Origin of the sequence: Pseudomonas monteilii NBRC 103158 = DSM 14164 (assembly GCF_000730605.1) — a bacterium.
Lineage (GTDB): Bacteria > Pseudomonadota > Gammaproteobacteria > Pseudomonadales > Pseudomonadaceae > Aquipseudomonas > Aquipseudomonas monteilii.
The window spans coordinates 89,452-111,980 of the sequence record NZ_BBIS01000030.1 but is presented as its reverse complement, the minus strand read 5'-3'; the positions used below and the strand labels follow the sequence as shown (position 1 = coordinate 111,980).

The following is a 22,529-nucleotide window of genomic DNA, read 5'->3' as shown; positions in this document are numbered from 1 at the left end:
TAACATCTATTAAACTGATTATTTTAAGCCGATATTTACGCTTATTTTCGATGTTTCTTTAGCGCATCATGGCGTCATTCCACTGATTCAAGGAGCACGATCATGCTGCAACTGCGACCGTTTGATAGCCTCGGCCACGCCAACCATGGCTGGCTCGACGCCCACCACCATTTCTCGTTTGCCGAGTACTACGACCCGGCGCGCATGCACTGGGGCAACCTGCGGGTATGGAACGACGACCTGATCGCAGCCGGCAGCGGTTTCCCGCCGCACCCGCACCGCGACATGGAAATCATCACCTATGTGCGTGAAGGCGCGATCAGCCACCAGGACAGCCTGGGCAACAAGGGCCGCACCGAAGCCGGTGACGTGCAGGTAATGAGCGCCGGTACCGGCATCGTGCATAGCGAGTACAACCTGGAGGACGTCGATACCCGTATCTTCCAGATCTGGATCGTGCCGGAGCGCACCGGTGAAGCACCGCAGTGGGGCACCCGGCCGTTCCCCAAAGGCGAACGTGGTGAAGGCTTCGTGACCCTGGCCAGCGGCCGCGTGGGCGATGAAGACAGCCTGCAGATTCGCACCGATGCGCGGCTGGTGGCTGCTACCTTGCGTGCGGGTGAAACTGCCGAGTACCGCTTCGATGCCGCACGCCGGGGTTACCTGGTGCCGGCCAAGGGGCTGGTGGAGGTGAACGGGTTGCGGGCCAAGGCGCGTGATGGCGTGGCGATCGAGCAGGAAGAAGTGTTGCGGGTGACCGCCATCGAAGACAGCGAGATCGTGCTGGTAGATGTGGCCTGATGAATCGGCCAGTACAGGCAGCCTTGTAATGTCTGCACTGGCCCCATTTTCAGAAGGGTAGCGTCAGCTTCAACCAGTAAGCATCACCCTGGGCGCGGTTGCGCACTTCGGTTTCCTTAGACCACTTCGCCGTCACGAACCAGCCATCCTTGCCGCTGTACTTGATCGACGGGCCGATGGCAAAGCTGCGCCCCTTGTTGTCTTCGATACGCTCACCGTCCTGACGGTCGTCAGTCGTCTGCCGATAGTAATACCCCCCTACCCCCAGCACCCAGCCATTCCCAAGCCCCCATCCCACGGCATAGTCCACATGAAACTCCTGCCCCGAGCGGTAATCGGTGGCCGGGTTGCGCCGGTTGAAGTCGTACATCACCTTGGCATCCAGGTTGAGCCCGGCCGGGTCGATGTAGCTCATCGCATACACCGGCTCGAACACCCAGTAATTGCGCCCGGGGTTGGCCAGGTCGTTCTTGTCGTAGCGGCCGGTGGGGGCAATCATGTCGAAGGCCAGGATGCTGTGAAACTTGTCACTGTGGTGAAAGCCCAGCGCCGGGCCGAAGATCACGTCGCCCAGGCCGCTGTTGTGCTGCGACTGGCCATTGAGCGAGACCCTCACATCCACCAGCGGCACGATGGCATGCAACGCCAGGCTGCCACCTAGCACGGTGTAGTCACTCACCCAGATCAACCGCGGCACGATGGCGTTGGCACGTACACGAAAGTCCACCGGTAGTTTGCGCCCGTCGTTGCCACGCAGGTTGTCGGCTTCGTAGTGGTTGACGAACAGCTGGCCATAAAAACCCGGTGGTGGCATGGCGCCGGACATGTAGTTTTCGGCACCGAGCGGGTAAGACGTGCCGCCGCCTTCGGTGGCATGGGACAGGTTGGCAGCGCCGAACAACGAGGCACACACGGCAAGGCGCAGCAGGTTTGCAAGGGTCGGGGTCATCGGGTCAACCTTTCTTGTTGTTATCGGTCGGGTGCACGCCAGCCCCCTGTGGCCAGGGAGCCAGACGCCAAAAGGTTCAGATGCGTTTGAACAGGGCCGAACGCTGGCCTTCGGAGGCACCGTCTGCGGCGCTGTAGAAGCGCTCCATGAAGATGTCGCGTTCGAACAGTCGGCCCTGCATCAGGCAAGTGATGGCCGCATCGATCATGGGTGGTGGGCCGCACAGGTAAGCCTTGTGGCCGTTGAAGCGGCCATCGAAATGCTGCCTGGCCGCGTCGTGCACATAACCGCGCACACCTTGCCACTGCGCGTCTTCGGCAGCCTGGCTGAGGGCTGGCACATAGCTGAAGTTCGCATGGCGGGCAGCCAGCGCTTCGAACAGTTCGCGGTTGTACAGCTCGGCACGGGTACGAGCGCCCTGGAACAGGGTGATGCGGCGGGTATCGCCACGGGCCAGCAAGTCGAGGATCATCGACTGCGGGCTGGAAAGCCCCGAGCCGCCAGCGATGAAAATCAGGTCGCCCGGTTGTGAGCTGCGCACGAAAAACTGCCCGTATGGGCCGGACAGCGCCAGCGCATCGCCCACCTTGAGCTGCTGGTGAATGTACCCCGTGGCCACGCCGCCTTCCACCAGGCGCACATGCAGTTCCATCTCATCCGCCTGCTGGGGCGGGTTGGCCAGGGAAAATGCGCGACTGCCTTCAATGCCTGGCAGTTGCAGGTTCACATACTGCCCGGCCTGGAAGGCCATCGGCCGGTCGAGTTTCAGGTGCACGCCGCGAATGGTCGGTGACAGTTCGACCAGCCGAGTGACTACGGCGTGGTAGTCCTGCACCGGCAGGCCGGCGAAGTCCGGGTCGACGTCGATGTCGGCCTCGATGACCAGGTCGCTCTGCGGGATGGCGCAACAGGCCAGCACCTTGCCCTCGTCGCGTTCCATGTCCATCAGGGCGAAGGACGAAGCGGCACCGAGGTCGACCTCGCCTTCCAGTACCTGGCACTTGCAGGTAGCGCAGGTGCCGTGGCCGCAGGCAAACGGCAGCCACACGCCCTGGCGCAGGGCGGCTTCGAGAATGGTCTGCCCCTCCTCTACTTCAATCTGTTCACCAGTGGGTTCGATGGTGACTTGATAGCTCATGGCGGCACTCCTCAGTTGTGGCTGCCGCCCAGGCCTTCAAGGCCGGGGGTATGCAGGTGCAGCAGGCTTTTGTGGGTGATGCCGTTGGCCGCCAGGCCACGGGCCAGGTCGGGCGTGAAGGGCTGCTCATCCAGGCGCCACCGCGCAGTGGCGAAGTCCACCTGGGCGGCATCCGGGTGCAGGGCAATGGCCGGTTTGACCACCTGCTCGATGAAAGCGGCGAAGGGCAGCGCCGGGTCCACCGGCAGGGTGAACGGTGCGCAGAACAGCAGGTGGTTTTCCCAGCACAGGTACACCAGCTGGGCGCCGTGGAAGTTGGCCTGGCGGTCAAGGGGCTGGGCAGTGTAGGTGCCAATGGCGGTCACGGGCATGGCGTTGTTCCTCTTGTTCTTGTAAGGCCAGGGCGCGTCAACGGCGCCCTGGTGGTTCGGTGGCTCAGCCGGCCTTGCGCCCGGTGCCTTGCAAGGCATCCCAGCGCTGGTGCTCGGGCGAACCCTGGTACTCGAAGTTGTCCTGCCCGGGGTCGATGTTGTAGTAGTCGCGCACCACCGCCTCGACATCGCCGCCACCGCAGTTGCCCTGCAGGATCTGATGCACCGGCAGCCAGGCCTGCACGTACTTTTCCGGCTCGAAGGCAAAGATGTCGCAGCAGCCATCGGAGCAGAAGTGGTAGCGCTCGCCCTCATGCACCAGGCTGCGGTGGCTCAGTTGCGTGGGCGCATCCGGCTCGGTGAAGGCCAGCGGGATCTGGCAGATCTGGCACAGCATCGGCAGCGTCGGGTTGTAGAAGCGCTCGCCGCGCGCCTGCAGCTCGCGCCAATGCTCGTAGCGCGGCCGGTAGTAGCGGTCGAAGGTGTCCGGGTACTTGGCCGACAGCCAGTCCAGCTCCTCGTCGGTGGGGATCCAGGTGTGGAAGTTGGTGGCCTGGCTGTACTGGTAGAAAATCGACCAGGCCTGGTGGCTGATGTGTTCCTTGCCGATGGTGGTCTGCTCGACGTACTTCGGCGGGCGGATGCCATAGCGTTCCAGGTCCTTGAACAACGCGCCACCGGCCTGTTCGAAGTACACCTCCCAGGCTTCGGCCCAGGACATCACCTTGTTGGGCAGCATGTAGTCCATCATCATCCCGACCAGGGTCAGCAGCCGGTAACCGCGCCAGAACCACTTGTCGATCCAGCGCTGCACGATGGGCACGTTGTCCTCGTGTTGCTCCAGCAGGAACTTGATCACCTCCAGGCCCAGGGTCATGTGCCGGGCTTCGTCGGACTGCGCCGAGAAGCCGAAGGTGACCGTGGCCATGTCACCGTTGAACGCGGCACCCGACATGAACGGCACGAACAACAGGTTGGTCAGCACGTACTCGAACGAGAACGAAATGGCGGTGAGGAACTCGAACGGGCCGGCTGTGCGCGCATCTTCGAAGAACGACTTGGGCACCGACAGGAACCACACCCGATCGTGCATGTGGGCGAAGTCATGCAGGCCGTTGAAGTGCTTGTTGTAGTGGCTCATGGCGTGCACCTGGGTCTGCACGTGGCGCAACTCGTCGATGGCCTGCATCTGGCAGGCCACCCGTGCGCCGGCGCCACCAAAGTGCCGGCCGACACGGGCGAAGCCCTGGTAGGCCTGGTACTCCAGCGGGGTGACGCCGCTCAGGAACAGTTTCAGGGCGTTCACGTAGCGGGCGTCAGAGATGTTCTGGTGGCCGTTGTTCTGGGCGAAGGCATCGAAGATGGCGTACAGCTTCTTCTCTTTTTCGGCCTGGTACTTCCAGTAGGCGTCCATGGTCAGGCGGAACGGGTCTTCCCACTTGTCCCAGTCGGTGATCTTGATGCCCTCGAACCGCTCGTAGGGGTAGATGGCGTCCTTGCTCTGGTAGCTTGGCTCCCAGCCCAGGTCGCGGGTCAGGCAGCGGTACTTGTCTTTCTGGTTGAGGCGCTTGGCGGCCATGGTGGTCTCCCTTGTTCTTGTCGTTGTGCGGATCAGTTCCAGTGCAGGGCGAAGCAGTCTTCGTCTTCCTCGACGTTGCCGCCGAGGGTGATCACGTCGATCAGCATTTCCTGCACGTCCCATTCACGGCCGATCATTTCTTCCACCGTGGCGCGGTGGATTTCCAGGCGCCCTTCGGCCTGCACGCGGATCATCGCCGGCTGGTGCTGCACCTGGGCATGCGGGTTGTCTTGGGTGATGGCCTCGACGATGTAGCGGGCGCTGTCGTTGTCCTGGAAGGCGATGTACACGAGGGAAGTCATGCGGCGTCTCCACTGAGGCCAAGTTTTTTCAGGCGTGCGCCAAAGGCGCTGTCACAAGCATCCAGCGCGTCACGGCCTGGGCCGGCCTCGGCCAGCGGCAGCAGCGCTTGCACGGCACGGCTGCGCCACTCACACACCCAGCCTTCGATCAACTCACGGTTGTATGGGCTCTCGGCTGCGGCCGTCTTGACCAGCGCATCGACCCAGCGCTGGCTTTCGGCAAACCACAGGCGCATGAACTCGGTGAGCATGCCCAGCTGCCCTGCCCCGATGGCCACCAGCTGCGCATCGAAGTGTTCGAACAACAGCGGATACAGCAGGCCGTCGCTGACCAGGTTCTGCGCCAGGCTCAGCTCGAACCAGTCACGCACCACCAGGCTGTCCTCCACATAGCGGCGCAGCCCTTGCCAGGCCGGCTCGTCCAGCCAGCGCTGCTTGGCCTCGGCCAACAACGCCAGGCCGTCGTCCTCCAGCAGCAGGCCGATGCGCGACAGGTACTGGGCAATGGCCAGGCGGTCCATGGCGTGGAACATGTGCATCTGGGTGACGCTGGTGCCGAACGCGTCGGCGGCAATGCCGCTGTTGTTCATGTTGGCGCCCAGCTCGGCATGGCGCAGCGGCAGCAGCAGGCGCGCGACCAAAGCACGGGTTTCGGCCGGCAGGCTGGCCAGCAGCTCGCGCTTTTCGCAGAAGGCGAAGCTGTGCTCGGCGTTTTCCTGCATGCGTGCCCGGGCTTGCACGTAGGCGCCGTAGTAGTACTGGCGCGGGTCGCTGACGGCGTACCAGTCAGCCATCTGCACGGCGGTACGGCTGGGGTCGTTGAGCAGCTTGTCGGGCTGCCACAGCGGGCGGTAGTGGAAGTTGGTGGCGGCCTCGATGTCGAAGCTGGCTTCCTGGTAGCGGCTGGCCGGCTTGTCACCGAAACGGCGGCGGATGTGGCTGAAGGTCTGGCGGATCGGCTCGACCGTGGCCGTCTTGATCTCGATACTCATGCAAGGCGTCCTGTACTTGTTGTTGTGGGAATGCAATGCGCCAGCAGGCGGCGCGCTACTCGTCCGCGTCGCGGCTTTCGCCATAGCGCCACTTGCGCATGTCGGCATCGACGGCAGCAGCCATCGCAGCGTCCATGTGGCGCACCCGGTTGCTGGCGCAGAAGCTGGCGAAGGCCGTGCGCGGCAGGACCAGTTCGACGAACAGGTCCGGGTAACCGATGGCAAAGTCGAACTCGACGAAGGCGGCGTCCGGCTCGCTACGTACACGGACGTAGCGCGGCATTTGCTCGAAGGTGGTGGTGGCTTGAGTCATGCGCTGGTGCTCTGGTTGGACGTGCCAGGGGCTAGAGCAACGGCTGTGCCAGGCGCTTTGAAATCGCCAAAAATTCAACACAACTAATTGTTTTTAAAGGCTTTTAATTTTTTTACGCGTTACCCTGAGGCAGCGCTATGCGCACGCTGCAGTCTGCCCGTTTGATCATTTGCTCAAATGCGCCAGCGCCGTTTGAGCAAATGGCAAACGTCACCGGCGATTGACTTTTGCGCCGCTTTCAGGCGGTTTAGAAAAGAGAACGACCCGGGCCTTGCCTGCAGACTGCGGTCGTCCCGGCGTGACCAGCAAACCCGCCTTGCCTGAGCGGGTGCACGCCAATTCCCCATACAACTACAAACAAGGGGCGCAAGCGAATGATTACCCAGTACAGGGCACCGGAACCTGCGCCGGCGCTGAAGGACCTGACCGAACGGGTACGGTTCGAAGGCACCGAAGGCAAGATCTGGCTGGACGAGCAGCGCATGCTGCTGGTGCAGGCCGCAACCATGGCCAGCATGCGCCGCGAGCTGATCGAAATGCTTGGCGTGGAGCGGGCCAAGGGCTTCTTCCTGCGCCTGGGTTACCAGTCGGGGCTGAAGGACGCCGAGCTGGCGCGCAAGCTGCGGCCCAATGGCAACCCGGTGGACATGTTCTTCATCGGCCCGCAACTGCATTCGCTCAAGGGCATGGTCAAGGTGCGCCCGCTGCAGCTGGAAATCGACCTGGACAACGGCCATTTCTACGCCGACATCGAATGGCAGGACTCCTTCGAGGTGGAAAACTGCCAGTCCGAAGCCATCCATTCCGAGCAACCGGTGTGCTGGATGCTGCTCGGTTACGCCATCAGCTACAGCTCGTTCTTCCTCGGCCGCCAGGTGCTGTACAAGGAGGTCAGTTGCCGTGGCTGCGGTGGCAGCGAATGCCGCATCATCGGCAAGCCAGTGGAGCAATGGGAGGATGCCGACACCTTCCTGCGCTACTTCCAGAGCGACCCGGTGATCGACGAGCTGCAGTCGCTGCAGGTGCAGGTGGCCAACCTGCGCCAGCGCCTGCAGTACGAGTCGGGGCAGTTCTATGGCATCGGCCAGTCGGCGGTGTACCGGCGCTGCTGCGCACTCACCGACAAAGTCGCCCCTGGCAAGGCCTCGGTGCTGTTGCTGGGCGAAACCGGGGTTGGCAAGGAAGTGATCGCCCGCAGCCTGCACCTGCGCAGCGAGCGCGCTGGCGCCGCGTTCGTGGCGCTGAACTGCGCGACCATACCGCCGGACCTGATCGAAGCCGAGCTGTTCGGCGTGGAGAAAGGCGCCTACACCGGCGCCCAGCAGGCACGCATGGGCCGCTTCGAACGGGCCAACGGCGGCACGCTGTTCCTGGACGAAATCGTCGAGCTGACCCCACGCGCCCAGGCCAGCCTGTTGCGTGTGCTGCAGGAAGGCGAACTAGAGCGCGTGGGTGACAGCCGCACGCGGTCGGTGGATGTACGGGTGATCGCCGCCACCCACGAAAACCTCGAACAGGCCGTGAAGGATGGGCGCTTTCGGGCCGACCTGTTCTACCGCCTGAACGTGTTCCCGGTGCACATTCCGGCACTGCGCGAACGCCGCGAAGACATCCCGCTGCTGATCGAGCACTTCCTCGGCCGCCTGCACCACAGCTACGGCAAGAAAACCCGTGGGCTCAGCGACCGGGCGATGCAGGTGTGCCTGCAATACGACTGGCCGGGCAACATCCGCGAACTGGAAAACCTCATGGAGCGCGGGGTGATCATCACCGACGAGAATCAGAGCATCGGCCTGGACGCGCTGTTCCCGCATGCCCCTCCGGCTTTCGACAGTATCGGACTGGGCAGCGATGGCCGGCTGGTGGCAGACGGTGACCAGGCTACGCCCGGCTGGGTGGCGCAGATTCTCGACAGCGGTACAGGCCTGGACGCCGTCGAGGCGGTGCTGATGCAGGAGGCCATGCAGCGCTGTGGGCAGAACGTTTCCGAAGCCGCCCGCCTGCTCGGCATGACCCGCCCTGCCCTGGCCTACAGGCTGAAGAGGGGGTGAATCCACCGTAGCAATTTTTGCAGAGCCCCTGTGAGAGCGGTTCTAGCCGGTGCCATCCACTGCAGCTTCTTCAGAGGGTGCAGTACGGGATTCGCGGTCTATGTCCGCTGGCCATTCAACCTTTGGTGCCAGGCAATGCATGTGGCTCAGGCCATCGTCGTCGTTCCAGTCGCGGGGTGGGTGCACGAATGTGGGTAGGGCTTCAGGGCCTTGCTGCATGAAGAGCCGGGCGATAGCCCAGTAGGCCTTGAAAGGGACCGTGATGGTCCCTGAACACTAACGAGGAATCGCTTGCCGAAGGTTCATGGGGCGTCCTAATTCCTTGTAGGAAACATCTGAGATTGATCCTTTGGGCGGTCAAAAATACAGCGTGGTGCGTGGCACCGTCTTTGCGAGTGTTCGCAGGTAAATCCTCTCTCACAGGGTGCGCACCCGGCTATCGCGCAGCAGCCACTCGGATTGGCGCCACCGGCCACCGTGCACTAGCGTTGTGCTACCAGCCAGCCCCAACGTTCATGCGGAGCCCTTACCCATCATGCCGGACCTGCGCCCGAACCCGACGCTGTGCCTGGAGTACCGTGCCGAGCAGCCCATTCACCACGCCTTCCTCGAACAGGCCGGTCACTGCCCGGATGCCATCGCCATTCATGCCCAGCACACCACCTGCAGCTATGCCCAGCTCGCGCAGATCAGTCAGGGCATTGCCGCCTATCTGGTAGAAAACGCTGCCAGCGGCACCGATCGTGTGGTCATCGTCGCCAGCCGCTGCGCCGCCCTGGTATACGCCATGCTCGGCTGCCTGCGCGCCGGCCTGGCCTTTACCGTGGCCGACGCCGCCTACCCGCCTGCGCGCATTGCACAGATCGTCCGCACATTGGGGCCGGCCGTGGTCCTGCGCTGTGGCGAGGCGACCGTCGATACCGACTGCCCTCTTGTCGTTACGGTGCCGCAAGCCCCCGCTGACGCACTGCAAGCCTTCCCCAACCTGCCTGTGGCGCTGCCCGCCGTAAACCCCGAACACCCTGCCTACATCACCTTCACCTCGGGCAGCACCGGTGAACCCAAGGGCATCGTCACCCACCACGCGCCGCTGGTGCACTTCATCGACTGGCATGTACGCCGGCATCGCTTCAGCCAGGCCGACACCTTCTCCCTGCTTTCCGGCCTGGGCCACGACCCGGTGTACCGCGACGTGTTCACGCCTCTGTCGATCGGCGCGACCATCGCCTGCCCTGCCCAGCCAACCCTGACCGACCCGTCCCGGCTGGCCAGCTGGATTCATCAGCACAACGTGAGCGTGATCCACCTCACCCCGCCACTGGGCAAGCTGATCGAAACCGGCGCACACCTGAATGGCCAGGTGCTCGACCGGCTACGCTACCTGTTCTGGGGCGGCGATGCGCTCAGCCCGGCGCTGTACCAACAAATCCGCGCCATTGCGCCCAACGCCGTCAATGTGAACTTCTACGGCACCACCGAAACACCACAAGCAATGGCCTTCCATATGCTTGACCCGCACGCCGACAATGCGCGTGTCCCGTTGGGCAAGGGCATCGCCAATGCACAGTTGCTGGTGGTCAACCCGGCCAACCAGTTGGTCAGCGAAGGGGAAACGGGCGAAATCCTGATCCGCAGCCCCTACCTGTCCCAAGGCTACTGGGGCGACCCGGCACTGACCGAGGCCAAGTTCGTCGCCAACCCGTTCACCGGCGACTCAAGCGACCGCTGCTACCGCACGGGTGACCTGGGCACCTGCCTGGTCGATGGCAGCGCCCGTTTTCTGGGACGCGGCGACAGCCAGGTGAAAATCCGTGGCCATCGCATCGAGCTGGCGGAAATCGAAAACGCCATCACCCGCCACCCGCACATCGGGCAATGCGTGGTCGTGGCTAATCACGACAGCGCCTCGACCCGGCTGGTTGCCTATTGCGTCAGCCGCACGCCCACCACCCCCGATGCACTGCGCCAGGCGCTCAGCGGCCAACTGCCGGACTACATGGTGCCGGCGCTTTTCGTGTTCCTCGATGCCCTGCCGCTCACCCCAAACGGTAAGCTCGACAAACGCGCCCTGCCTGCGCCCTTTGACGACACGGCCAACGTGCTCCTGTCCCCACTGGCGGAAAAGCTGAGCACCGCCTGGGCGCGCATCCTCCAGGTGCCACGCCTGGATGCCAGGTTGAGTTTCGTCGAGCTGGGCGGCGATTCACTGTCGTTCGTGCAGGCTTCACGCGTGCTGGAGGAACTGATCGGTCACCTCCCTGAACGTTGGGAAACCCTGCCGGTGAGCCAGCTGGCCGAACTGAGCGCACCGCCCAAGGGCCCTTGGCGGGTGATGGAAATGCCGGTGTTCGTGCGCATGCTTGCCATCATCCTGATCGTGGTCGGCCACCTGAGCGCGTTCGACCACTGGCTGATCGTGGGCGAAACGTCGGTGCTGTTCCTGGTTTCCGGCATCAGCCTGGCGCGATTCCAGCTCAAGGCCATCGAAGAACGTGGCGATGCGCGCACACTGCTCAGGTCGCTGGCAGCCATCGTGGTGCCAACGGTGCTGTACACCGCGCTGATCCAGCTGGTATTCGACCACCTGCACTGGCAATCGCTGCTGTTGGTTTCCAACTGGTTCCCGGCCAGCGAGGTCAGTGTGTTCAATTACTGGTACATCGAAGTGCTGGTGCAGATGATCCTGATCATCGGCCTGGTGTTGTCGATCCGGCGTGTGCGCCAGGTGGTCCTCGCCGACCCGTTCCGCTGCCTGATCATTGCGACCTGTGCGCTGGTGGCATTGGATGTGCTGGTCAGCCGCTTCGTGTTCGACGCCGGTGCGCTGTTCAACCGGGTACCACAGCATTTCCTGGCCGTCATGGTGTTGGGCATGGCTGTGCACCATGCCGACACTACCGCGCGTAAATGGGTGGCCAGCGCGGTGGCGGTGCTGGTGGTCGGCGAGCTGGACCTGATGGCGATTGCCGGCGTGGGCTGGCAGACATTCTCGCGCTATATCGATATCGCGCTGCCGGCGATGCTGGCCCTGATCTGGGTTCGCTCGGTGCCAGTGCCTGCCCTGGTGGCACGGGCAGGTGCGGTGATTGCCTCGTCAACCTTGTATATCTACCTGACACATTTCCAGTTCCTGTCGCTGGCGGGCCGTATTTTCAATCACCCACTGTTCGAGGTAACCCTGGCACTGGCCGGCGGGGTGCTGGTGGCCTACTGCTGGAATACCCTGTTGCGCCTTCTATTCAACCGCAAGAACAGGCAGAACCCGGCGCGCGGAGCAGATGCAGCCGAGCGCGCCACCTCCGCTTGAGGCTGGGCAATTCCGATACCACGTACTGTAGCGGGCGCTATAATCGACGTCGCCATCCTGCAACTTCACAGGTTTGGGAATCGCCAGCACATTGACCTGGCCCGGGAGCTCGAGGCGCCAGATGACGGTAAAGTGACGACATGCGTCAGGCCTGTCCGGCCAGTTCGGCCAGTACCTCTACCGAAGTAGTGACTTGACGGAAGTGATGCTGCCACAACGCGATGCCCAGCTTGCCCGAACGGTCCAGCGAAGAGCCTACGGTCATGTCCGTCACCAGGGTAGGCGTCAGCCCCGCATCGAACAGGGCAAAGCCAGCGGCCAGCACGCAGGTTTCGGTCTGCAGCCCGCACACCAGCACCCGCTCTACACCCAGCTGCCGAATGTACTCGATAGCTTCGGCGCTCTGCCCGTAGCCATGCTTGATAAAGACCTGGTCGGCTTCGACCAGGCTCTCGTCCTCAGCCGCCGGGTGCCAGCCGAGTTGCCGCTCGAACGGTGTGACCTGTTCGTCATGCAACTCGACCGAAGCAATGGTAGGGATATTCGCTGACAACCGCCGCAAACCATCAACCAGCCACTCGGGCGGGCTGAAGGTGGACTGGACATCGACGATGAGCAAAACCTGGCGCATAGCGTACTCCGGCCATTGGCAAAATGGCGCGGAGTATAACGCGTGGCCAGGTCCCAAACCCTAGGCCACAATACTTCTGTTCATGCCCTGGGCCCACGCAGCGGCCATCTTCTCCCCTATGCGCTCAAATGCCGGATGGCTGTTGCGATAATCCGATAATTCCGCCATCGCACGGTTGATGCCGACTTCGACTTTGTTAAGCAACTCATCGCAGCGCGATTGCGTAAGGTTGCAGGCGGTGCGCCCGAACTGCACCAGCATCTTGCGTTTGGGCCAGGCCTTGGAGCCACCCAGCAACAGCCCCATGATATCGTGGCTGTTGTACACCGTCGTGGTCACCAAATCGTAAGCGGGTGCAAGCCGGATGTCGGCATCTTCCGCACAGTTCTCGTACAGCAGGCCGAAGTTCTTCAAGTGAGCATCGCCGTTCTGAATGCCCGCACAAAGCGCTACCAGCGTGAAGAAGCTTTCCAGCGCGTCCGGTACCCGGCCGGGGGTGACATAAAGTTTGATCAGTTGCGCGCAGCCTTGGTAACTGCCGTCGTACTTCTTGCGCGTCCCCCACCCGGAAAGCACACACATGTCTTCAAACCCGAGGTAGCTGTCGCTGCCGATGTCGAAGCGTCTCACAACCAGAAACTGCCCATGCTGGCTCAGTTGAAATTCCGGTACCTCAAGGCCACAGTGAAGGGCCGCCCGCATGCAGAAAAACTCGTTGGCGGCCAACTGCGGGAACTCTGCTTCATTGAATGCCTTCACCAAGTGCGTAGCACCTCGATGGGTGAACCGGCCAACTTCGGCTCCTACTTCATCGGTATCACGCACCAGCACCTTGGGTTGAACACCTGATACCCCTGAATAGGTCGCGTAAGTGCTCAAAAGGTCATTGAACAGGTCTGTGGCTCCGTCGTGAATCAGCAGGTTGGCGAGCTTGATGCCCGGTAGCGGCTGGTCGCTGGCATGCTGGGCAATGCTGATGCGGCCTAGCTGGTGTGGACCGACGATACCCAGCAGCGCAAAGTCGTCAAAACCCCGCACCGACTTGCTGAAGCGGCGCATCAATTCCTCTTTGAGGTGCCCTTCCGGGATATGCATTTCGAACAGTGGGTGTATGCCGTACTCCCACTTGTAGCTTTCGAGGCGCACCGGCATGGTCAGGGAAACAGCCTGTTCCTCAGTGACCGCCGCGTTGTAAACAAAGACCGAATCACGCAGGTTATCCTCGCTGCGGCCAAGTGTTCCGACAGCCTCACCGCTGGCGCCAATGTACAAACGATCACGCTGACTGGTCATGGATACCCCCGGCCTTCAACTCGTCAAGGGTCTTGCGCCGACGCTTGGGCGTTGCCGTCAACTCGTAACCCAGGCCCTCAAGGATTGCGGCGACCTTGCGGATCCCGACTTCGGGAATCGTGTTGTTCTCGATGCCAGAGATGGTCGCCCGGCTCATACCATGCCGCTGGGCAAGTTGCGCCTGTGACAGGCCGGCCTCCTTGCGCAGTTTTTTTATCAGATTGCCTAATTCATTCATACTTGAGTGCATCGAATACAGTGCAAAAATAGAAAAACCTTGAGAATGCATCGTATTCGATTCATCAAACCTTGTATACCTCGTACCCCTCACGTCTTGCTGTGTTCATCATTACCGAAGCCGTGAGCTACACCGCTGGCGTACACACCCACGTGTCCGGCAACAACCGGACCGACAACACCTTGATGGTGCGCGGGCAATGCGCCGGTACGTGTGCCGCGCCACCTGGCCTCGGTGTGGGTCGACTACACCCTGCAAGGCGGGCCACTGGCCGGACGGTGAGATGGAAGGCATCCTCGAAAACGCCACCAAGGAAGCCACCATTCAGGGGCCGTTGCGCCACAACGCGGTGGAAACCTTCATCGAGAAAAACACCGGCACCAACACCGGCTCGAAAATCCCGTGGCTGGACTGGGAAACCATCCCCGATGCCGATCACTGCATTGTCGATGTGTACATGGCCGGTGGCGGCTGCACCTTGCCAGGTTCGGCCAAGGTGCTGATGCCGGGGCAAGGCTATGAAGGGGTGACCGAGTTTGTCTTCGATGTGATCACCTCGCGCGGGGTCAATGCCTGCCCGCCTTTGCTGGTGGGGGTTGGGGTTTCGACCTCGGTAGAAACAGCGGCACGCCTGTCGAAGAAGGCCATTCTGCGTGAAGTGGACTCCAGCCACCCCAATGAAAGCGCGGCCATGATGGAAAAGCTGCTGGAGGAAGGCCTGAACGAAATCGGTATCGGCCCGCAGGGCCTGACCGGCAACAGCAGCGTGATGGGGGTGAACATCGAGTCTTCGGCCCGCCACCCCTCCACCATAGGCGTGGCGGTGTCCACCGGTTGCTGGGCCCACCGCCGCGGCAAGATCCGCATCAACGCCGACCTGACCTACGACATCCTCTCCCATGAAGGGGTAGTACTGTGAAAAAGATCCTCAGCACCCCGATCAGCGACGAAGACCTGGCCAACCTCAACGTGGGCGATGTCGTCTACCTCACCGGCCAACTGGTGACCTGCCGCGACGTGGCACACCGGCGCCTCATCGAGTTGGGTCGCGAACTTCCGGTAGACCTGCGTGGCGGCGCGATCTTCCACGCCGGCCCCATTGTCAGGAAGAAAGACGACGGCAGCTTCGAGATGGTTTCCATCGGGCCAACCACCAGCATGCGCATGGAAAAATTCGAGAAACAGTTCATCGAGCAGACCGGTGTGAAGCTGATTGTCGGCAAGGGCGGCATGGGCCCGGAGACCACCACCGGCTGCCTGGAGAACAAGGCGGTACATGCGGTGTTCCCGGGGGGCTGCGCGGTGCTGGCGGCCACTCAGGTGGAAGAGATCGAGCGGGCAGAATGGCAGGACCTGGGCATGCCGGAAACGCTGTGGGTGAACCGCGTGCGTGAGTTCGGGCCGCTGATCATCTCGATCGATACCAAGGGCAACAACCTGTTCGAGCAGAACAAGGCGCGCTTCAATGAGCGCAAGGGGGCGGTGATGGAGAAGATCAACAGTCAAGTGCGGTTTATCAAGTAAAAGAATTTCGCGCAGGCCCTGTTCCCGCAGCCCTTATGCTGCTGTCCCAGCATCCACTGCTGCCCGATTGCTGCCACAGCAGCCCCCCATAACATGCCCTCCCCGCAAACGCCCACCCCACAGGCCCTGCGCCGTGGCGGTTTGAATGCTGGGGCGCGCCTTGCGCCCCTAAGCGGCACACGTGCGCGCCAGGCGCGGGTCAGTGCGCCAGTGCCTCGCGGAACCGTCGGGTGCTGGTAACCGCCAGCACCAGCCCGATGACTGCCACGCTACCGCCCACAAGGCCGATATCCGCCACGTCCATCTGGCTGCTGACGATACTGCCCAGCAGCGCACCACCACCAATACCGATGTTGTAGATGCCCGAAAACAACGCCATGGCCACATCGGTGGCGTCGGATGCCAGCTTCAACGTCTTCGACTGCAGCGACAAGCTGAAACTGAGAATCGCCACGCCCCAGAACATGCTCAGCGCAGCGAACGCATAGAAGTTGCCCGACAGCGGCAACAACAACAGCAGGCACGCTGCCAACAGGCCGATCGAACCCACCAGGAAACCATGGGGGAAGCGATCGCTGTAGCGGCTGAACAGCAACGAACCGAACACCCCGGCACCGCCAAACAGCAGCAGCAACAGTGTGGTGCGCTCACCGCCAATCTGCGCCACATGCAGCGCGAACGGCTCAATGTAGCTGTAGGCGGTGAACTGCGCCGTGATCACCAGCGTCACCAGCGCATAGGTAATGACCAACGCCGGGCGCTTGAACAGGATCGGCAGGCTGCGCAACGAGCCGGAGTTCTGGCTGGGCAGCAGCGGCAGCGATTTCATCAGGCACAGCATGGTGACCAGCGCCACACCGGCAATGCTCAGGAAGGTGATGCGCCAGCCCAGCGCCTCACCCACCACGCGGCCCAGCGGAATGCCCAGCACCATGGCCAGGGTGGTGCCGGTGGCCAGCAGGCCCAGCGCCTTGGCCTGCTGGCCCGGTGGTGCCACGCGCACCGCCAGCGAGGCCGTGATCGCCCAGAACACCGCATGCGCCAAGGCAATACCGATACGGCTGACCAGCAGCATGGCAAAGCTCTGCGACAGCCACGACAACAAGTGGCTGACAATGAACACCAAGAACACGCACAGCAACAAACGCCGCCGTTCGACGTTACGGGTCAGCAGCATCATCGGCAGCGAGGCCAATGCCACCACCCAGGCATAAATGGTCAGCATCAGGCCGACCTGGGCGGTGCTCATGTCGAAGCTGCGGCCAATGTCACTCAGCAGCGCCACCGGCACGAACTCGGTGGTGTTGAAGATGAAGGCTGCCAGGGCCAGGGCGATGACGCTCAGCCAGCTGCCGCTGCCCGCCGTGGGTGGCTGGTGGGTGGGTATGGGTCCGTTCATGGGTGCAAACCGCTTCTCCGCAGGCAAGGCAACAGGTCGCACGCCAGCCACCCGCTTGCAGGGGCGCCAACGCACGCTTTGTTATTGATAGGAATGCCCGGCATGGTACGCGTCAAGCCGGAGCCTCACAACCGCGTGGCAGGCAGAAGGAGTACCATGCGCCTTTTGTGTGAAACGCGAGTGCAACAAGGAGCCCGATCCGCTCATGGACAAGCAGCACCCCCAGCAGCAGTGGCAGCAGGCGGTAACCGCCTACGCCCAGGCCGTCAACGACTACGTCGCGCAGGGCCGTGCGCAAGGCTGGGATAAACTGGAAGAGCCAAAGGCGCCAGCCACCGGGCACTTGCTGGACGCCTGGCTGGCTGCCCTGCACGCCGCCAATCGCCCTGGCGTCGACGAACAGCAACGCCGAGCGTTTCGCGAGGCCTGGCCACCCGCACACCACCCCTTGGTACCGTTGCTCGATGACCACGGCCAAGGGATCAGCAATGTCCTGCTGCTGGACGACGGCAGCCTGCTGGCCCGCATCGGCATGCCTTACGACAAGGGCCAGGTCGTGCGTATCGACCGCCAAGGGGTGACACCGGTGATCGGCATCGAGCACTTCGGCCGCTGCCCGGCCCGCCGCTACTTCGCCCTGGCCAATGCCGAGGGCGTGCGCGTGACAGACGGCTGGGGTGGCCCGCAAGTACAGCGACTGGCATGGCCAAGCGGGCTTGAGGGGTTGCCGCCGGGGTACCCGTTCGAGCCGTTCGACCTGCCGCCCGCGCCAACCGCGCTGGTCCCCTTCCCCGATGGCCAGCGTGTGCTGCTGGTAAGCGCCGAAGGGATCTTCGTGCTGACCACTCAAGGTGCGACTCGCCTGCTGCCGCAACAAACGCGGGTGCTCGACGAGCTGGCCGAAGGCACCGACCCGGACGACATCAGCCTGGGGCTGAGCATGGAGCATGGCGCAGTGTCGGCGGATGGCCGGCTGATCGTGGTGGGCGAGCAAGGTACCCGTCACCGGGTGCTGGATGCCCAGTTCAGGCCGGTTGCCGAAATCGGCCCAGGCAGCGAGTACCCGCACTTTGCGTTGTTCAACCGCACGGGTGACCAGCTGATCGTCAATGCCTGCCATTTCCATAGCGGTGCCACGCTGGCAGTGAAGGTGGCGGACTTGCCAGGGCTGGATACCGATTACTACAGCCAGGACCCGCGTACCCCGCTGGTGCAGGATGGCGCCAGGGTATATGCCGGGGTGGCGCGCGATGGCGAGTACATTGTGGGGGATGCCTATGGCTACCTGCGGGCGTTCGGCGAGGATGGCACCGAACATTGGCAGCATTATTTGGGGTCGACCATCTGTGCGATGGATATCAGCGCCGATGGACAAACGCTGGTGGCGGCGAGCCATGCGGGGGTTGTTTCGGTGATCGCGCTGGACAGCGGGCGGCCTGAATGGCAGATCGGCACCGGGGCGCATGGCGAGGTCCGGCGGTGGTTGTTCTGGAAGGGGTTGGACAAGGCGATGGTCTGGTAACAGATTCAGCCTCTTGGTTGCCTGTACAGGCCTCTTCGCGGGTAAACCCGCTCCCACAGGGATCGCACAAGCTTCGAAAACTGTGCAGTACTTGTGGGAGGGATTTACCCGCGAAGAGGCCGGTACAGCCAACCGAATAATCAGCCCTGCAAAGTGGCCATGTCGATCACGAACCGGTACTTCACATCACCGGCAATCATCCGCTCGTACGCCTGGTTGATATTGCGAATATCCAGCATCTCGATATCGCAACGGATGTTGTGCTCGGCACAGAAATCCAGCACTTCCTGAGTCTCGGCAATGCCCCCGATCAACGACCCCGCCAGCACCCGGCGCTTCATCACCAGGTTGGCCGCGTGCACCGCCGGGTCGATCGGTTCGATCAGGCCGACAAGAATGTGCACACCATCGAACTTCAAGGTTTCAAGGTACGGGTTGAGGTCGTGCTGCACCGGAATGGTGTCCAGCAGGAAATCGAACCGGCCGGCAGCGGCGCGCATCTGCTCGGCATCGGTGGACACGATCACGTGGTCGGCACCTTGGCGGCGGGCTTCTTCGGCCTTGGCCTGGGACCGGGTGAACAGGGTCACCTCGGCACCCAGGGCCTTGGCCAGCTTGATGCCCATGTGGCCCAGGCCACCCATACCAAGGATGCCGATTTTGTGGCCCGGGCCGACGCCGTGGTGCTTGAGCGGCGAATAGGTGGTGATGCCGGCGCACAGGATAGGCGCCGCGCTGGGCAAGTCCATGCCGGCCGGAATGCGCACCACGAAGTGCTCGCTGACCACGATGCTGCTGGAGTAACCGCCCATGGTGTTGCTGCCGTCGACCCGGTCCGGGGTGGCGTAGGTCATGGTCGGGCCTTCCAGGCAATATTGCTCCAGGTCCTTGGCGCAGGCTTCACAGTGGCGGCACGAGTCGACCATGCAGCCAACGCCCACCAGGTCACCGACCTTGTGCGCAGTCACCTGGCCGCCCACCGCCGTGACGCGGCCGATGATTTCGTGGCCGGGCATCAGCGGGTATACAGCAATGCCCCATTCGTTGCGCGCCTGATGGATATCGGAATGGCACACGCCGCAGTAAAGGATTTCGATGGCGACATCGTCCGGGCGTGGGCTGCGGCGCTCGAAGGTGACAGGGGCCAGGGGGCTGGTGGGGGTTTGGGCGGCGTAACCGATGGCGGTATACATGCAGGGCCTCGCAGTAAAGTGAAACGATTCAGTCGGCGCATTTTGCGCGCTGTTTGCCGCCTGGCACACGGCTGATTCTCCGGCATGCATGCCTGATTCTCCGAAGATGCCAGCCAGCATCTGGCGCCACACCCTCAATCTGCGATGATTAGGCTGTCCGATTCTCTGCCCCCAGGTTCACCATGCAACTGACCCGCCACGTCGACGCCAACGCGCCGCTCTGCGCGCTGATCCGCAGCCTCGCCACGCGCCCTGGCTTCGTCCCCACGCACCTGCCCCAGGTGCAGGTGCTGAGCTGGGACCACTATGTGGCCAGCAGCCCTCAGATCTACGAGCCCAGCCTGATGATCCTGGCCCAGGGCAGCAAGCTGGCGCGCCTGGGGCCGCGTACCCTGGAATATGGCGCCGGGCATTACCTGGTGCAGGCGTTGTCGGTCCCGTTCATGTGTGAAACCTTCGCCACCCGTGAAGCGCCCTTACTGGGCGTGGCGGTGGACATCGACCGTGGCGTTCTGGGTGAACTGGTGCAGAGCATGGACCTGGCACCGGACGCTGCAGTACAGGCACAAACCCCGCAATCGATGACCTCGGCAGCGCTGGATGCGCCGATGCGCGACAGTGTCGAGCGGCTGCTGCACTGCCTGCAGGACCCGCTGGATGCCAAAGTGCTGGGCCCGGCGCGCGTACGCGAAGTGCTGTACACCGCCCTGCGCGGCCCACAGGCCGGTGTGTTGCGGGCGCTGGTGGAGCAACAGGGGCACTTCGCCCGCATCGGCGCCGCCCTCGCCCACCTGCGCGCGCACTACAACGAGCCGCTGAGCGTGGAAGCACTGGCTGCGCGGGCAAACATGAGCGTTTCGACCTTCCACGAACACTTCAAGCGCTGCACCGACATGGCACCGATGCAGTACCTCAAGCGCCTGCGGTTGTTAAAGGCGCAGCAGATGCTGATTGGCGAAGGCCTGGGGGTGGCACAAGCTGCGCACCGGGTGGGCTACCAGAGCACCTCGCAGTTCAGCCGCGAGTACAAGCGCCAGTTCGACCGCAGCCCGGGGGATGAGTTGCCGTATCAGAGCTTGCCGGTGTAGCGCGCCATTACTGCCGCTCGACCATGGCAATGATTGCGGCCTTGAGCTCAGCCTTGGCCACCGTCAACTCGAAAGTGGCCACTGCGCCAATGGCCAGTATGCTCCCTTGCGCGACTCGTAAAGCGTGAAGTGGCGTGCCGCGAGGTGGAACTCCGGCGCGCTGGTGGCCTCGGGTGGCTGCCCACGGTAATCCCTGGACAGCGTCAAGTGCGGCCGATATTCACGGGCGGCCGCCTCAACTCCCAGCGGCAACAACGCCTGCTGCAACCCGTACACCAGTTGCAACAGGGCCGGCGGTGTCTGCTGTGCCTCCAGCACCAAGGCTCCGGCCCGCGGCCACACCTGCAAGCGGTCGAGCAACAGCCGTGGTGCCGTAGCCGGCAGCGCCAGTTGATCGACCACCGCACAGATCGCAGGCACCTGCGCGGCATCCACATCGCCAAGAAACAGCAACGTGACGTGGAAGTTGGCCGCCGGCACCGGTTTGCCGCTGCGCAGGTTCAAACCCCGGCGCCACTGGGCCAGGGCACGGCGCTGTACATCGCTGACCGGCAGGGCGAAAAACAGCCGTTTGAAGGGGCTACCGCTGGGTCGTACATCCTGAACCATACAAACTCCCGAACATGAAACGTTTGCGCAAGACTGTAGGGCATTACACCAATGTCGCCCCGTCGTTTCGTAACAATAAGTACAAACTGCCCCCATGATTGTTTATGCTGGCTGGCTTATGCCATGGCGCATGGCCATTTTTCGACAAGTAAACGTCCATGAAAATTGCACTCGTACTCATCTTCGTCCTTTCGATCGCCTATGTTCACCTGCGCGGTCGGGTTCGTCACAAGCTGACCCGCCAGCTGGGCGACCACTCCAGTTTCCTGGCCCCAGTCAACAGCTTCCTGTACCTGTTTTCCAAGCTCCCGGCTAAGCCTTACCTGCCGGTCGAGGCCTTCCCCGAACTGAAGCCGCTGCAAGACCACTGGCAGGAAATCCGTGAAGAGGGCCGCCAGTTGCTGCATGTGGGCGAAATCAAAAAATCCGAAAATTACGATGACGTCGGTTTCAACTCGTTCTTCAAAACCGGCTGGAAGCGCTTTTACCTGAAGTGGTATGGCGAAAGCCACCCATCGGCCATGGCCCTGTGCCCACGTACCACCGAGCTGCTGCAAGGCATCGGCACGGTCAAGGCCGCCATGTTCGCCACCCTGCCGCCGGGCGCCAAGCTGGTACGCCACCGTGACCCGTATGCTGGCTCGTACCGCTATCACCTGGGCCTGGATACGCCAAACGACGACGGTTGCTACATTGACGTGGACGGCGAGAAGTACTCGTGGCGCGACGGTGAGGGGGTAATCTTCGACGAAACCTACATCCACTACGCAGCCAATACCACCGAACACAACCGCATCATCCTGTTCTGTGACGTCGAGCGCCCGCTCAAGTACCGCTGGGCAACGGCGTTCAACCGCTGGTTCAGCCGCAACGTCATGGCCGCCGCCGCCGCGCCCAACGGTGACGGCGACAAGACCGGTGGTATCAACCGGCTGTTCACCCGCATCTATAAGATCCGCGAGCGCGGCAAGGCGCTGAAAAAGCGTAACCGCATGCGTTACTACCTGGAAAAATGGGCCGTGGTCGCGGCGTTGGTGCTGGTGTTCATCTACATCTGACCGATGTGGGAGCGGGCTTGCCCCGCAAACACCGGCGAAGCCGGTGCCATGCTCCGCGCAGCCTCCTTCGCGGGACAAGCCCGCTCCCACAAACAGCTCAGCAAACACCCACCAAAGTACAAGCCTCACACTTGCCACACTTCGACTAGCCTGAAAGCTCCACTCGCAACC

Annotated in this window: 20 protein-coding genes and 1 pseudogene; 8 read left to right on the top strand and 13 right to left on the bottom strand. The window is 62.7% G+C overall.

The window, feature by feature from the left end:
* Positions 1-102 precede the first annotated feature (102 nt).
* Positions 103-801: a pirin family protein gene (locus PM2_RS17065; protein ID WP_016714634.1), complete on the top strand. Its 699-nt coding sequence runs from the start codon at positions 103-105 to the stop codon at positions 799-801.
* A gap of 49 nt (positions 802-850) precedes the next feature.
* On the opposite strand, the gene PM2_RS17060 is transcribed toward PM2_RS17065, so the two are convergent.
* The 7 genes from PM2_RS17060 to PM2_RS17030 all read right to left on the bottom strand — a co-directional run bounded on the left by PM2_RS17060 (position 851) and on the right by PM2_RS17030 (position 6,445).
* A complete protein-coding gene (locus PM2_RS17060) occupies positions 851-1,750 on the bottom strand; it encodes a SphA family protein (protein ID WP_016714635.1) in 900 nt (299 codons plus the stop codon).
* 76 nt (positions 1,751-1,826) lie between these two features.
* Positions 1,827-2,888, bottom strand: coding sequence for an NADH:ubiquinone reductase (Na(+)-transporting) subunit F (locus tag PM2_RS17055; RefSeq protein WP_016714636.1), 1,062 nt, complete (start codon positions 2,886-2,888; stop codon positions 1,827-1,829).
* An 11-nt stretch (positions 2,889-2,899) separates the two neighbouring features.
* Positions 2,900-3,259, bottom strand: coding sequence for a phenol hydroxylase subunit P4 (locus PM2_RS17050; protein ID WP_016714637.1), 360 nt, complete (start codon positions 3,257-3,259; stop codon positions 2,900-2,902).
* 64 nt (positions 3,260-3,323) lie between these two features.
* The gene (locus PM2_RS17045) at positions 3,324-4,838 is read right to left on the bottom strand and encodes an aromatic/alkene/methane monooxygenase hydroxylase/oxygenase subunit alpha (RefSeq protein ID WP_016714638.1); all 1,515 of its coding nucleotides are present in this window, start codon (positions 4,836-4,838) and stop codon (positions 3,324-3,326) included.
* A 32-nt stretch (positions 4,839-4,870) separates the two neighbouring features.
* Positions 4,871-5,140: an MmoB/DmpM family protein gene (locus tag PM2_RS17040; protein ID WP_016714639.1), complete on the bottom strand. Its 270-nt coding sequence runs from the start codon at positions 5,138-5,140 to the stop codon at positions 4,871-4,873.
* Positions 5,137-6,132: an aromatic/alkene monooxygenase hydroxylase subunit beta gene (locus PM2_RS17035; protein WP_016714640.1), complete on the bottom strand. Its 996-nt coding sequence runs from the start codon at positions 6,130-6,132 to the stop codon at positions 5,137-5,139. Before PM2_RS17035 ends, PM2_RS17040 begins: the two co-directional genes overlap by 4 nt.
* A 55-nt stretch (positions 6,133-6,187) precedes the next feature.
* Positions 6,188-6,445, bottom strand: coding sequence for a phenol hydroxylase subunit (locus PM2_RS17030; RefSeq protein ID WP_016714641.1), 258 nt, complete (start codon positions 6,443-6,445; stop codon positions 6,188-6,190).
* 374 nt (positions 6,446-6,819) lie between these two features.
* Here PM2_RS17030 and PM2_RS17025 point away from each other — a divergent pair, with 374 nt between their 5' ends.
* Together PM2_RS17025 and PM2_RS17020 are read left to right on the top strand one after the other, a co-directional pair.
* Positions 6,820-8,496, top strand: coding sequence for a sigma-54-dependent Fis family transcriptional regulator (locus PM2_RS17025; protein ID WP_028699314.1), 1,677 nt, complete (start codon positions 6,820-6,822; stop codon positions 8,494-8,496).
* Positions 8,497-9,031: 535 nt separating this feature from the next.
* Complete coding sequence (locus tag PM2_RS17020) at positions 9,032-11,803, top strand: amino acid adenylation domain-containing protein (RefSeq protein WP_028699315.1); 2,772 nt, start codon at positions 9,032-9,034, stop codon at positions 11,801-11,803.
* 145 nt (positions 11,804-11,948) lie between these two features.
* Here the strand turns inward: PM2_RS17020 and PM2_RS17015 are convergent, their stop codons facing one another.
* The 3 genes from PM2_RS17015 to PM2_RS17005 are packed head-to-tail and all read right to left on the bottom strand — an operon-like array spanning position 11,949 to position 13,965.
* Positions 11,949-12,434, bottom strand: coding sequence for an isochorismatase family protein (locus tag PM2_RS17015; protein WP_016714645.1), 486 nt, complete (start codon positions 12,432-12,434; stop codon positions 11,949-11,951).
* Between the two features lie 60 nt (positions 12,435-12,494).
* Positions 12,495-13,727: a type II toxin-antitoxin system HipA family toxin gene (locus tag PM2_RS17010; protein ID WP_016714646.1), complete on the bottom strand. Its 1,233-nt coding sequence runs from the start codon at positions 13,725-13,727 to the stop codon at positions 12,495-12,497.
* Positions 13,711-13,965, bottom strand: a complete 255-nt coding sequence (locus tag PM2_RS17005) for a helix-turn-helix transcriptional regulator (protein WP_019097992.1) — start codon at positions 13,963-13,965, stop codon at positions 13,711-13,713. Before PM2_RS17005 ends, PM2_RS17010 begins: the two co-directional genes overlap by 17 nt.
* Positions 13,966-14,242: 277 nt before the next feature.
* On the opposite strand from PM2_RS17005, the pseudogene ttdA reads away from it, so the two are divergent.
* A pseudogene (ttdA, locus tag PM2_RS17000) lies at positions 14,243-14,884 on the top strand (L(+)-tartrate dehydratase subunit alpha); the annotation flags it as partial.
* The gene (gene ttdB, locus PM2_RS16995) at positions 14,881-15,489 is read left to right on the top strand and encodes a L(+)-tartrate dehydratase subunit beta (RefSeq protein WP_016714649.1); all 609 of its coding nucleotides are present in this window, start codon (positions 14,881-14,883) and stop codon (positions 15,487-15,489) included. The pseudogene ttdA and the gene ttdB, both read left to right, overlap by 4 nt.
* A 199-nt stretch (positions 15,490-15,688) precedes the next feature.
* Here the strand turns inward: ttdB and PM2_RS16990 are convergent, their stop codons facing one another.
* Positions 15,689-16,888, bottom strand: a complete 1,200-nt coding sequence (locus tag PM2_RS16990) for a sugar transporter (protein WP_016714650.1) — start codon at positions 16,886-16,888, stop codon at positions 15,689-15,691.
* A 205-nt stretch (positions 16,889-17,093) separates the two neighbouring features.
* Between PM2_RS16990 and PM2_RS16985 the strand changes: the two genes are divergently transcribed.
* Positions 17,094-18,410 (top strand): WD40 repeat domain-containing protein, encoded by a 1,317-nt coding sequence (locus tag PM2_RS16985; protein ID WP_016714651.1) that lies wholly within the window; start codon positions 17,094-17,096, stop codon positions 18,408-18,410.
* Between the two features lie 140 nt (positions 18,411-18,550).
* On the opposite strand, the gene calA is transcribed toward PM2_RS16985, so the two are convergent.
* Positions 18,551-19,603, bottom strand: coding sequence for a vanillin reductase (gene calA / locus PM2_RS16980; protein WP_016714652.1), 1,053 nt, complete (start codon positions 19,601-19,603; stop codon positions 18,551-18,553).
* A gap of 182 nt (positions 19,604-19,785) precedes the next feature.
* Here calA and PM2_RS16975 point away from each other — a divergent pair, with 182 nt between their 5' ends.
* Positions 19,786-20,691: an AraC family transcriptional regulator gene (locus PM2_RS16975; protein WP_028699316.1), complete on the top strand. Its 906-nt coding sequence runs from the start codon at positions 19,786-19,788 to the stop codon at positions 20,689-20,691.
* A 63-nt stretch (positions 20,692-20,754) separates the two neighbouring features.
* Here PM2_RS16975 and thpR read toward each other — a convergent pair whose 3' ends face one another.
* Positions 20,755-21,300, bottom strand: a complete 546-nt coding sequence (gene thpR / locus PM2_RS16970) for an RNA 2',3'-cyclic phosphodiesterase (protein WP_016714654.1) — start codon at positions 21,298-21,300, stop codon at positions 20,755-20,757.
* 158 nt (positions 21,301-21,458) lie between these two features.
* Between thpR and lpxO the strand changes: the two genes are divergently transcribed.
* Positions 21,459-22,358: a lipid A hydroxylase LpxO gene (gene lpxO, locus PM2_RS16965; protein ID WP_016714655.1), complete on the top strand. Its 900-nt coding sequence runs from the start codon at positions 21,459-21,461 to the stop codon at positions 22,356-22,358.
* Positions 22,359-22,529 lie beyond the last annotated feature (171 nt).